General features: G+C 71.5%; 8 protein-coding genes. 2 read left to right on the top strand and 6 right to left on the bottom strand.

Annotated elements, in window-relative coordinates; genetic code table 11:
• Positions 1-318: 318 nt before the first annotated feature.
• Positions 319-2,202 (bottom strand): Xaa-Pro dipeptidyl-peptidase, encoded by a 1,884-nt coding sequence (locus ACLQ26_RS29580; protein WP_425747641.1) that lies wholly within the window; start codon positions 2,200-2,202, stop codon positions 319-321.
• 326 nt (positions 2,203-2,528) lie between these two features.
• On the opposite strand from ACLQ26_RS29580, the gene ACLQ26_RS29575 reads away from it, so the two are divergent.
• The gene (locus tag ACLQ26_RS29575) at positions 2,529-5,882 is read left to right on the top strand and encodes a S8 family serine peptidase (protein ID WP_425747640.1); all 3,354 of its coding nucleotides are present in this window, start codon (positions 2,529-2,531) and stop codon (positions 5,880-5,882) included.
• A gap of 51 nt (positions 5,883-5,933) precedes the next feature.
• Here the strand turns inward: ACLQ26_RS29575 and ACLQ26_RS29570 are convergent, their stop codons facing one another.
• The gene (locus ACLQ26_RS29570; RefSeq protein WP_425747639.1) at positions 5,934-6,419 is read right to left on the bottom strand and encodes a DUF2231 domain-containing protein; all 486 of its coding nucleotides are present in this window, start codon (positions 6,417-6,419) and stop codon (positions 5,934-5,936) included.
• Positions 6,420-6,504: 85 nt separating this feature from the next.
• Positions 6,505-7,533 carry an SEC-C metal-binding domain-containing protein gene (locus ACLQ26_RS29565; RefSeq protein WP_425747638.1) on the bottom strand — a complete coding sequence of 343 codons (1,029 nt, stop codon included), beginning with the start codon at positions 7,531-7,533 and terminating at the stop codon, positions 6,505-6,507.
• 117 nt (positions 7,534-7,650) lie between these two features.
• Here ACLQ26_RS29565 and ACLQ26_RS29560 point away from each other — a divergent pair, with 117 nt between their 5' ends.
• A complete protein-coding gene (locus ACLQ26_RS29560; RefSeq protein ID WP_425747637.1) occupies positions 7,651-9,720 on the top strand; it encodes a phosphocholine-specific phospholipase C in 2,070 nt (689 codons plus the stop codon).
• A 208-nt stretch (positions 9,721-9,928) separates the two neighbouring features.
• Here ACLQ26_RS29560 and ACLQ26_RS29555 read toward each other — a convergent pair whose 3' ends face one another.
• The 3 genes from ACLQ26_RS29555 to ACLQ26_RS29545 form a co-directional block, all read right to left on the bottom strand.
• Positions 9,929-10,432, bottom strand: a complete 504-nt coding sequence (locus ACLQ26_RS29555) for a DUF2231 domain-containing protein (protein ID WP_393291328.1) — start codon at positions 10,430-10,432, stop codon at positions 9,929-9,931.
• A gap of 64 nt (positions 10,433-10,496) precedes the next feature.
• Positions 10,497-11,696, bottom strand: a complete 1,200-nt coding sequence (locus ACLQ26_RS29550; protein WP_425747636.1) for a sensor histidine kinase — start codon at positions 11,694-11,696, stop codon at positions 10,497-10,499.
• 4 nt (positions 11,697-11,700) lie between these two features.
• Positions 11,701-12,369, bottom strand: a complete 669-nt coding sequence (locus ACLQ26_RS29545; RefSeq protein ID WP_425747634.1) for a response regulator transcription factor — start codon at positions 12,367-12,369, stop codon at positions 11,701-11,703.
• Between the last annotated feature and the right edge of the window lie 171 nt (positions 12,370-12,540).

The raw sequence follows: 12,540 nt of genomic DNA, 5'->3' as shown, positions 1-12,540 counted from the left end.
GCAGCCCGGGGGTCGCGGCGGCATGCCAGGTATAACGACCCCGCCCGGCCCGCGATTCCGCCACCCGAGTGCCGCCGGCCACAGGACGCAACGCCCTATACCGGACAAACCGCCCAGCCGGAAACGGACATCCGTCCCCGGCCGGGATGATCGACTCGGGTTTCTTGATATCGGGGTGTCCGGGCGTGTCGGACACCGCGACTTCATGGAACCCGAGTCGATCATCCCGCCGGGGCGGCGCGCCGGGTGCAGATGGCGCACATGACGCGGATGGGGCGGCCCGACGAGCCGGACCGCCCCACAGGTGCCGCGCCGAGGTCAGAAGCCGAGGACGGCCCGCCCACCGACCACGGGCAGTCGCAGCTCACTGTCGTTCGGAGCGACCCGCAGCTCGGTGCCGCCCAACGGCAGCAGCGTGTACTCCTGGTCGCTGGAGAAGACGACCACGCCGATGCGGTGCCCCGCCGGGAAGATGTAGTCCTTCGGCTCCATGGTCCACCGGTAGTCGTACAGCTTGCCCTGCCTGACCGGCTCGGTGCGCGCGGCGCTCTTACGGTTCTGCGGGTCCATCCAGCCGCGCGTCACGACTGTCGGCGCGGCGGTCGACCCGGCCGGGCCGTAGTCCACCAGGTACGCGGTGAGGTTCGCGTCCGGCTTGTTGTCGATCGCCATCCGTAGCCGCATCTCCGGTCGGCCGGAGATGCGTACGCTCTGGGCCAGCGCGGGGGAGCGGTAGGCGAGGCGGTTGGCGCTTGACGTGTCCGGGTCGGCCACCAGGGTGTCCGGGTGGATGGTCCGCCCCTCGTCGACGAAGCTCTGCTCGACCTTGGCCTTCGGCGCCTTACCCGTGGTGAGCGTGCCCGGGGTGGTGGCGTCGGTGGCGGCGAAGCGCAGTCCGACCTCGCGTGCTGCCGGGTCGGGCCAGTTGGCGTACGTGGTGTAGGCCCGGTCCTCGCGCTGGAGCACCGCCGTCGGCTCGTCCATGATGCCGTTGCGCACGTTCCACAGCCAGAAGTCGAACCAGCGGTTCTCGGTCTGCTTGTAGGTCCACGTCTGACCGCTGGGCAGGGTCACCGAGGCGCTGCTGCCCGGCCCGCCGTGCCCGCCCTGGTGCAGCCAGATCTTGCGCGGCACGTCGCGCTTCGCCAGCTCGTCCCACCACCCGGCGAAGTGCTCGGTCTTCACGTTCCAGTCGTTGAGGCCGTGCACGACGAAGACGCTCGCCTTGACGTCGCGGGCGTCGAGGTAGTCACGGTCCTGCCAGAACGTCGAGTAATCGCCGGTGACCCGGTCCTGCTTCGCGGTGATCGTCGCGAGCTCGTCGGCGCAGGGGCCCTCGGCCCGCGCCTGCCCGGCCGTGTACTGCGCCAGGATGTCCAGATCCTCGCCCTGGAACGTCCCGGGTGCCACCACCAGGCCGTTGGCCCGGTAGTAGTCGTACCAGCTGCTGATCGCCGAGACCGGCACGATGGTCTTCAGGCCCTTGACCCCGGTGGTGGCCACCTGGTTGGGCAGCGTCCCGTTGTAGGAGACGCCTGTCATGCCGACCGCGCCGGTGGTCCAACCGGCGGTGACCGGGGCGCCGCTGGCGTCGTACCCCTTGGCCCGGCCGTTGAGCCAGTCGATGACGGCCTTGGTGCCGAGGGTCTCGGCCTGGTCGCCGCTGGTCGGGCAGCCGTCCGAGTCGCCGGTGCCGACGCTCTGGCCGAGCACCACCGCGTAGCCGCGCGGCACGTAGTAGTCGTCGAGCGAGCCCGGCAGGTTGGCTTTGGCCTGCGCCCGCTGCGTGCCGACGTCGAGCGCGCGACGTCCGGAGCGGTCGGTCCGGCCGTTCTGCGGCAGGTCGTCGACGAGCACGCTCGGGTACGGGACGTCACCCCAGGTGCCCTTGCGGTACGGGCTGTGCTCGAAGATGACAGGCACCTTGAAGCCCTGGGTGGCGGTCTCCCGGGGCCGGGAGATGTCGATCGCCACCCGGTCGGGACGGCCGTCGTGGTCGGTGTCCACCGGGGTCTGGACGAACACCCGCTCCTCGATGGCGTCGGCGAGGGAGAACACCGGTTGGGTCATGCCGTCGGCCACCACGATGCCTGTGGGAGTGGTGGCCGCGGGCGGGGCGGCCGCCGCGGTCGTTGCGACGCTCAGCACCAGGGCGCCGGACACGCCGACGCTGAGAAGTGCCAGATGGCGGGGTCGACGCATGCGCGTCTCCCTTCGGTCGGGCTGGTTGCCGGGTCTCGGCACGGGCCAATCACGAAGATCCATTCGTCGCCATGCTAGGTGCGAGTAAGCGTCGCGTCGATCCCTTCGGCCGGGCATGCGGCTTTCCTTCACATTGGAAGGCCGGGAACGGTTGGCGGCAATCGAACCGACATCGAATCGAAACCGGCGGCGACCTGAGCCGGAAATCCCGCTCAACTCCGCGAGAAATTGCTCCCTCGCGAACCCTTGAAGATCACGTACGCGGCCCTATGATCTTGCAAAAGTCGCCCAAGAGGCGCATTTGTCCACATGAGACAGGAAACTAGATGCTCAGGAAGACACGCTGGCTGTTGGCCGTCGCCGTGACGGCCACGGCGCTGACCGCCGTGCCCGGCGGCACCGCCACAGCCGGTCCCAGCGGAGGCGCCCCGACCGGCACACCCGCCACCTCCGCCAGCCCCACGACCCACACCGTCACCCTGCTCACCGGGGACGTGGTGACCGTCCGGAGCACCGGCTCGGGATGCCCGCAGGCCACGGTGCGGCCCGTCGACGCGAACGCCGTGATCCGCCAGACCTGCGGCCCGGACGGCCACCTGCACGTCCTGCCCGCCCGCGTCGAGTCCCAGATCGGCTCGACCCTCGACCCCGACCTCTTCGACGTCACCGCGCTGATCGCCGACGGGTACGACGACGAGACCACCGCCGACCTGCCGGTCATCGTGCAGCCCGCCACCGCGTCGGCCCGGGTGACCGCGCTCGGCGACGTGCGGTCCCTGCCCAGCATCGGCGCGGTGGCCGGCCACGTACCCAAGAAGAGCCCAGCCGGCGCGAAGCTCGCGACCACCTCGCTGCTCGCCGGCGCGAAGAAGGTCTGGCTCGACCGCAAGGTCCGCGCCACCGCCCTGACCGGGGCCGACAAGCGCGGAAAACTGGACCCCAACCTGAGCCAGATCGCCGCGCCGGAGGCGTGGAAGGCCGGCTACACCGGCACGGGCGTGCGGGTCGCGGTGCTCGACACCGGCGCCGACTTCACCCACCCCGACCTGGCCGGCCGGGTCGTCGAGCGGGCCGACTTCACCGCCGAGGGCGGTGACGCCGTCGACCACAACGGCCACGGTACGCACGTCGCGTCGACGATCGCCGGAACCGGGGCGGCCGCCCACGGCCAGCGTCGCGGCGTGGCGCCGGACGCCAAGCTGGTGATCGGCAAGGTCCTCGACGACCACGGCTCCGGCGCCGACTCCGGCATCATCGCCGGCATGGAGTGGGCCGCCGCCCGCGCCGACGTCATCAACATGAGCCTCGGCGGCACCGCCCCGGACGACGGCAGCGACCCGCTCTCGCTCGCCGTGGACGGCCTGAGCAAGTCCACAGGCGCGCTCTTCGTCATCGCCGCCGGCAACAGCGGCGCCGAGATCTCCTCGCCCGCCTCCGCCAGCAGCGCGCTCACCGTCGGGGCCGTCGACCGCGACGACAAACTCGCCGACTTCTCCAGCCGCGGCCCGCTGGTCACCAGCCACGTGGCCAAGCCGGAGCTGGTCGCGCCCGGCGTCGACATCGTCGCCGCCCGTGCCGCCGGCACCAACCTCCAGGACCCGATCGACAGGTACTACGAGGGCCTCAGCGGCACCTCGATGGCCACGCCGCACGTCGCCGGAGCCGCCGCGCTGCTCGCCCAGCGGCACCCGGACTGGACCGGCGACCGGCTCAAGGCCGCCCTCGTCGGCGCGGCCGACCCGCTGACCGGCGTCGACGCGTACGCCGTCGGGGCCGGACGGCTCAACGCGGCCCGGGCCCTCGGCGGCCCGACCAGCAACCAGCCGGTGGTCAACCTCGGCACCTTCGCGTACCCGCAGTCCGGCAGCAGCGACACGACGCTGAGCTGGACCGGCGGGTCCACCCCGGCCACGACCGTCCTCGACCTCGACGTGTCGATCGTCAACCACGACGGTCAGCCGGTGCCCCGCGGCGCGGCGACGCTGTCGACGGGCCGGGTGACGCTCAAGCGCGGCGCCACGGCCGACGCGACGCTGCGGATCAACCGCGCGGCGCTGGCCAGCCGACCGGGCCTCTACCTGGCCACCGTCACCGCCCGCACCGGGCACAAGCTGGTGGCGGTCACCCCGGTGAGCTTCTACGTCGAGCAGCCCAGCTACGACCTGACGATCCACACGAAGCCGCTGCCCGGCCTGCGCGACGGCGCGGAGAGCTGGATCAACCTCACGGTCACCAACCTCATCGACCCCCTCGTCTACCGCGACGGGGGCGGCGGCACCCCCGGCGACACCTTCACCCTGCGGGTTCCGGCCGGCCGGTACGCGGTCTTCGGCGCCTCCGTCGCCTACTACGTCGACAGTGACGTGCTGGAGACGACGCTCGCCGGCGAGACCGACCTGGACGTGCGCGGCGCCCGGAGCGTGACGCTCGACCCTGCGCGGGCCAGGCCGGTGACTGTCACCGTCGACGGGGCACCCACCACGCCCACCCGGGTCGACTTCACGAACGTCCAGACCTCGGTGAACGGTCTGTCGTGGTGGCACCAGATCAGCGGGTACGGGAGGGCCACGACGGTCCGCAGCACGGCGCTGCCGAAGCCCGGCATCGGATCGCTGCGCACCTGGGTGGCGGCCAACCTGGACTCGCCGGCCGGCACCGCCGCGCCATACCGCTACAACCTCGTGCACGAGTACGCCGGCGGCGTGCCGGCCGACCCGGCGTACCGGGTGGGCCGGTCCGAGCAGGCCACGCTGGCCCGCATCGACGAGCGGTTCCACCAGACGGACTCGCCGGAGATGTTCACCGGGCTGGTCCGCACCGGCCTCACCCGCGACGGTGTGCCGGTGACCCAGACCCACGAGGGGAACCTGCCGCCGTACCGGACCGACTACCTCTCGCCCGACATCCTCTGGGCCGACCAGGGCGTCTACGGCGGCCTGGGCGCCGACGAGGCGCCCCGCAGTTACCAGCCGGGTAGCCGGCAGGCCAAGGTCTGGGCGCGTCAGCCCCTGCACTCCGGGTGGTACGACGACCCGGCCGGCGCCGGCTGGAGCTGCGCCACCCCGCCGTCACGGACCCGGGGCAACCTGCACATCGACCTGGTGACGCTCACCGACAAGCACCAGCGCGCCGACTGCCTGTACGGCGAGGCGATCGGCGTGAAGCGCACCCTGTCGCTGTACCGCAACGGCAAGCTGCTCGACGAGCGCAGCGGCCCGTTCGGCGACTTCACCGTCGGGCAGACGATGGCCGACTACCGGGTGACCCTCGACGTCGACACGAGCCTGATCCTGCCGATCTCGACGAAGGTCTCCACCTCGTGGACGTTCCGGTCCGCCGGGCCGGACGGCACCGAGAGCGTGCCGTTGCCCCTGCTCGCCCTCGACTACGCCCTGCCGATGGACACCAACAACCACCCGGTGGATGGTGGAACGGCCGAGCTGGCCGTCCGGCAGGCGCACGGTGTCAAGGCGCAGCGGGTGACGTCGATGCAGGTCTGGACCTCGACCGACGACGGCGCCACCTGGAAGGCCGCCCGGGTCACCGGCAGCGGCGACACCTACCGGATCGACCTGCCGAAGGCCGCGTCCGGGCAGGCCGTCTCGCTGCGCGTGAAGGCCGCCGCCAACGGCGGTAGCGGCATCGACCAGACCATCATCCGGGCGTACCACGCCGGCTGAGTGTCGAAGCGCGGGTGCGGTCGGGCTCCGGCCGGGCCGCACCCGCGTGCGTTACTGGCCCTCCCAGACCGCCTTCGCCCCGGAGTCGCCGGTGCGGACCACGTAGTACACGGCGATGCCGGCGGCCACCAGCGACAGCACCTGCAACGCCACGGTCAGCGCCCGAGCGGGGCGGACGCCCTCGGCGGGTCGCGGCGGAACGAACCAGACCAGGGCCAGCGCCACGACCGCCAGCCCGATCGCCGCGTACAGGGTGAGGTCACCGAAGTGCTGGTGCGCCTCCAGCTTCGGGAGGAACTCGGGCGTGACCCGGTTGGCCGAGCGCATGCGCTCGAAGAAGGCGTCACCGGAGAACTTCGCCAGCAACGCGCACAGCGGGGCCCCCACGGCGAGCAGGCCCAGCACCCAGCGGGTGTGCGGTCGGACCAGCGGGACGAGCGCGTAGGCGATCGTCAGCAGAGCCAGCAGCGGCACGAACACGACCGCGGCGTGCAGCACGAGCGGGTGGGCGGGGATGCCCATGAACTCCTCGAACATTCGGCGACTCCTCCGGCCATGGCGGATCTCGATGATCCAGGCATGGAGGCTATCGGTACCGACTGAGCGTGCCCAGAGCCAACGCTCAACCGCGCGAACGCGGCAGGCAGTCCTTCTTGTACTTCAGGCCCGAGCCGCACCAGCACGGATCGTTGCGCTCCGGTGGCCAGGGAACCCGCGCGCTGGGTCGCGCCGACACCTCGGCCGCGTAGCCGGCCCGGACCGCCGCGTCGGCCGGGTCGCCATCGCGTCGACCGGCGAACGCGTCCAGGCCGGCCACGCTCGCGCGGAACACGCCCAGCCCGCTCCGGCCGGCGCCCGTCAGCCGTACCAGCTCCTTCTCCAGCCGAGCCCGGTGCGCGTCCCAGTCCGGCCCGTACACGTCGGTCAGCTCCGGGTGCTCGGCGAGCAGGCTGTCGAACTCCGGCCGGGGCCAGAGCAGCAGATCCGTCTGGCCGTCCTGCCGCTCGGCGGCCCGGCGGACGAGCTGGTTCTCCAGGCGGTCGGCCAGGTCGTCCTGCCGATCGTGCGGCAGGTTGAGATCCCGGCGTACGCGATGGCGCTGTTGCAGCAGGAGGAAGAGCACACCGGGCGCGTCCGGCGGACCGACCTCCGGGTCGGCCGGCGCCTGCCCGGCGGCGGTGGCGCGCTCGCCGAGCAGGGTGTCGACCGCCTCGCTGAGCCACCGCTCGGCGATCGCCGAGCGGCCCGCGGCGTCCAGGGCCGCGCTGACGTAGGCGGGCGCGTCGGGCTGCGTGAGCAGCAACGGGCGCAGCGCGGTCAGCTCCGCCATCGCCTCGTCGTCCCGGTCTCCGGCCTGGAACATCACCCGGGCCCGCAGCGCGCGGGCGACTCCGGCCCGGGGATCGTCGGCGGACGGGTACGCCGACAGCGCCTGATCCGCGTACCGCAGCGCGGCGTCGGGCCGGGCCCGGATCTGGGCGATCTCGGCGGCCAGGGTCAGCGCGTCCCCGGCGTCGTCCGGATCCTCCAGCCGGCCCTGCGCGACCGCCTCGGCGATGTCGGCGGCGACACCGAGCGGGTCAGCCGTCCCGAGCGCCGAGCGTCGGAATTCGGCGAGGTCAGCCTTGGTGAGTACGTCTCTCGTCGGCACGACCTCACGGTACGTCGGGGTGCTTCCGCCCGGCCGAATTATGGCCATCTGCCGTCAACCAGTCCTCGGTAGCGTCCGGTCGCCAGTTTCTCGACCAGACCGCACAAAGGGTGAGCTATGGGCACGGTGGATCGCCGTACGTTCCTCAAGGCAATGGGAGTTCCCGCGATCGGCGCGGCGCTCCCGCTGAATCTCGACAAGGCGCTCGCCATTCCGGCGAACAACCGGACCGGCTCGATCAACGACGTCGAGCACGTGATCATCCTCATGCAGGAAAATCGATCGTTCGACCACTACTTCGGCAGCATGCGCGGTGTACGCGGCTTCGGTGACCCGCATCCGGCGACACTGCCGTCCGGCAAGGACGTGTGGCACCAGCCCAACGGCGCGGACGAGCTGCTGCCGTTCCGCCCCGAGGTGAAGGACCTCGGCCAGACCTTCCTGCCGGACCCGCCGCACGGCTGGAACGACGGGCACGCCGCCTGGAACGACGGCCGGTTCGACGGGTGGGTGCCCAACAAGGGCGTCACCGCGATGACGTACCACACCCGCCAGGACCTGCCCTACCACTACGCGCTCGCCGACGCCTTCACCGTCTGCGACAGCTACCACTGCTCGCTGATGGGTCCCACCGACCCGAACCGCTACCACATGTGGAGCGGCTGGGTCGGCAACGACGGCAGGGGCGGTGGCCCGGTCATCACCAACGCGGAGGCCGGCTACGACTGGTCGACGTACCCGGAGCGGCTGGAGCGCAACGGCATCTCCTGGAAGATCTACCAGGACGTCGGCACCGGCCTCAACGCCGCCGGCTCCTGGGGCTGGACGAACGATCCCTACATCGGCAACTACGGCGACAACTCGCTGCTGTACTTCCACCAGTACCAGAACGCGCAGCCCGGAACGCCCCTCGCGGATCGCGCCAAGACCGGCACGGAGATCCGCACCCAGGGTCGCGACCCGGAGGCGCTGCTCGCCGACTTCCGCGCCGACGTCGAGGCGGGACGCCTCCCGGAGGTCTCCTGGATCACCGCGCCCGAGGCGTTCACCGAGCACCCGAACTGGGGACCGGCCTTCGGCGCCTGGTACATCTCGCAGGTCATCGACATCCTCGCCGCGCACCCCGAGGTGTGGAGCAAGATGGCGCTCTTCATCACGTACGACGAGGAGGGTGGCTTCTTCGACCACGTGGTCCCGCCGACGCCTCCGCAGACCCGCGAGCACGGGCAGTCGACAGTGCCGACCACGAACGAGATCTTCCCCGGCGACGCCGACCACCCGGCCGGGCCGTACGGCCTCGGCGTCCGCGTACCGATGATCATCGTGTCGCCGTGGACGCGCGGCGGCTACGTCAACTCCCAGGTCTTCGACCACACCTCGCTGATCAAGTTCCTGGAGACGCGGTTCGGGCACGGCCGGCCGGACCTGATCGAGAAGAACATCACCCCGTGGCGACGCGCCGTCGTCGGCGACCTGACCACGGCCTTCGACTTCCGGCACCCGAACCGGTCGCGCGAGGTCACGCTGCCGGACACCGACGACTTCAAGCCCGACGACCTGGTTCGACACCCCGACGAGGTGCCGGTGCCTCCGATTGAGGGGCGGTTGCCTCGGCAGGAGCGCGGGGTACGTCCGGCGCGGGCCATCCCGTACACCCTGCACGCCGACGGCCACGTCGCCGACGGCGCGTTCCGGATCGACTTCCGCAACACCGGCGGCGCTGCCGCCGTCTTCCAGGTCCGCCAGGCCGGCAGCACGGCGGCCCCGCGCAGCTACACGGTCGAAGCGGGCAAGCGTCTCACCGACACCTGGACGGTCGAGTCGTCCTACGACCTGTCGGTGCACGGGCCGAACGGCTTCTACCGTCGCTTCACCGGCGGCCGGTCGCAGCTCGACGTCACCGCCTCGTACGACGAGCACCACCACAAGGTCGTCCTCACCCTGGGCAACCGGGGCGCGAAGCGGGTCGAGGTGACCGTCCGGGACGGGTACCACTCCCGTCCGGTGACGCTGTCGCTGCGGCCCGGCGAGACCGAGCGGGCGACGTGGGCGCTCACCCGCACCCACGGCTGGTACGACCTGACTCTTACCGTCGCGGGTGACGCCGGCTTCGCGTACCGCTATGCCGGTCATGTGGAGAACGGCAAGGACAGCATCAGCGACCCGGCCCTCGGCGGGTTGGTCTGACTGATGCCCTGACCGACGGCGCAGGCGTCGCGCGACCGTGACCGTGGGGCGACGCGCGGTCGGGCGGCCGTGACCGGCGTGCCGGTGAGCGTTATGACTCACAGGTATATCTATGACTGTGAGTCATAACGCTCACTCCGGCGTTCGCCCCGGCGGCCGTCACCCTCTGTGTCGTATCGGTCGTCCTGGTGACCGTCGGCCCGGCGCGTCAGTCGTCGTCGCCGTGCCCGGCGGAGGCGGCCGGGACGTTGCCCCAGACCGCCTTCGCCCCGGAATCGCCCACTCGGTAGACCTGCACCAGGTTCGCGGCCGCCACGACCACGGCCAGCACCGCGATTACCACCGCGACCGGCCCGGACAAGCGTCGGGAACCGGCCACATCCCCGTCCGGCCGGGCGCCCCGGCGGTGGAGCCAGACCAGCGCGACGGCCGCCGCCAGCAACGGCAGGGCGAACCAGAGCAGGGTGTCGCCCAGTTCGGCGTGCTCGCCCGGGTCGCCGACCCGTCGCTCCAGGCCTTCACCACTCGAGGTAGCGAGCGGGATCGCGGCCGTGGCCAGCGCGGCGATCAGCACCACGAGCCACCCGTAGCGGCCCCGCCAGGACGGTCGGACGGCCAGCGCGGCGACGCCGATCGCGGCCAACGGCAGGAGGACCACCACAGCGTGCACGACGAGCGGGTGCAGTGGCAGTCCGTTGACGGTGTCGGGCACGGGATCTCCTCGGCATTCGGTATGGCACTGTGCCTCACGATATTGCCGGTTTCTTGCGAAGTTCTTACACACTTGGCCAAGGCGGCAGCAGCAGGGTGAAGGTGGCACCCTGGCCGGGGGCGCCGGCCACCTCGATCGACCCGTGGTGAGCCCGCGCGACCTGCTGCGCGAGCGCCAGGCCCAGCCCGAACCGGCGGCCCGCACCGGCGTCGCCGTGGGTGAAGCGGTCGAAGAGCCCGTCCGCCTCGGCCGGGTCGAGGCCCACGCCGTCGTCGTCGACCTCGACGGCCACCCGATCAGCGCGACGTCGCACGGCAACGGTGACGTGCCCGCCAGCGGTCACATGCCCGATGGCGTTGTCCACGAGGGCGGTCACCGCCCGGCGCAGCGCCGTGCTCGCACCGTGGATCGGTGCCTCTCCGTAGGTTTCCACGCGCAGCTCGACCTTCACCTCCCGGGCGTACGCCTCCATGCTCGCGACCACCTCGCGGGCCACCTCGGCCAGATCGACGACCGTGGCCGGTGGCGGCTGATGTTCGGAGGCGGCGGACACCAGCAGGTCCTCGACCACGTCACCGAGGGACCGGGTGTCCGCCACGAGTTGGTCGAGCTGGTCGGTGAGCTGCGCCGCCGGCTGCGTTCGGGACCGGCGGGCCAGCAGCTGTGCGCGGGTGTGCAGAACGGTGAGCGGGGTGCGCAGTTCGTGCGAGGCGTCCGCGACGAAACGACGTTGCAGGGTCAGCGCGGCGGCCAGGGGAGCGACCGCCCGGCGGGCGAGCAGCGTGGCGGCGACCAGTGCGCCGCCCAGGCCGGCCAGCTCGGCCACGAGCAGCGCGATGCCGAGCTGCCCCTGGCGTTGACGTAGCGGGGCGAGGTCTGCGGCGACCGCCCACCGGCTCCCGTCCGCCCGGTGGGCGACAAGCACCCGTACCCGATGGTCGTCTCCCGCGTCTGCGTCGAACCGCCCCGGCTGCCGTTCCACCGCGTCACCGAGGACCCGGACCAGCTCCGGCGACGCGCTTCCGGTCACCTCGACAGTCTCGGATCCAGCTGCCCTGCGGGCCAGGAACTCGCCGGGTGGCGGGTCGTCGGTGTCCTCGGCCATCGTGAGCACCTGATCCAGCTCGGTGTTCAACGCTCGGGACTCCTGACGGCTGCTGAGGACGAACATCAACGCGCCGACCAGCAGCAGAACCGCGCCGATCGCCCCGGCGGTCTGCGCCACACTGCGCCGTCGGGCCTGGACCAACCGGGTCTTGTCCATGCCGTCAGCCCGTGCCGATCCGGTAGCCGAGACCGTGCACGGTACGGATCGCCCCGCGGCCGAGCTTGCGGCGCAGGTGATGGATGCAGGCGTCGACGGTCCCCGGGGCGTCGGCGTGGTCGAAGGCGGTGCTCAACAGCTCCGCCCGGGTGAAGACCTTCGTCGGTCGGCCCGCGAGGGCGCGCAGCACGGCGAACTCGCGGGCGGAGAGCGGGATCTCCTCGTCGCCGTCGAGCACTCGCCGGTTTCCCACGTCCAGCCAGCGCCGCTGCCCCAGCGGCAGCCGGACCGCGGCGTCCTGGTGTCGACGGCGCAACGCCCGCAACCGGGCCAGCAACTCGGCCACCTCGAAGGGTTTGACCAAGTAGTCCTCGGCGCCGGCATCGAGCCCTTCCACCCGGTCGTTCAGCGCGCCCCGGGCGGTGAGCAGCAGTACCGGGCAGGTCACGCCATGCGCCCGCAACCGGGTGACCAGCCCCAGCCCGTCCAGCACGGGCAGCCCTCGGTCGACCACCAGCACGGAGTAGTCGCGGGACAGGGCGTGGTGCAGGCCGTGCTGCCCGTCACCGGCCACGTCGACCTCGTACCCCTCCTCGGTGAGCAGATCGCCGAGCAGCGCGGTCAGCGCGCGGTCGTCCTCGACCAGCAGCAGGCGCGGGCTTGCACTCTCCACCCGCCCAGTATTCCCCTTCGGCCAATCGGGGCGTCGGCCATCCGTTGATCGCGCAATTATGCATCGATAAATGTCAGACGCCCCTGCATTCATCTGGCTGACGACAACAATCGTTGAAATGAATTCCCGTTACTCCTGTTGGCGATATCGATCCATTGAGCGCCATTACAG

It is taken from the genome of Micromonospora sp. DT43 (genome assembly GCF_049841645.1).
In the GTDB taxonomy this organism is placed as follows: Bacteria; Actinomycetota; Actinomycetes; order Mycobacteriales; family Micromonosporaceae; genus Micromonospora.
The sequence above is the reverse complement of the archived record's forward strand: the minus strand, read 5'-3'. Positions and strand labels throughout refer to the sequence as shown.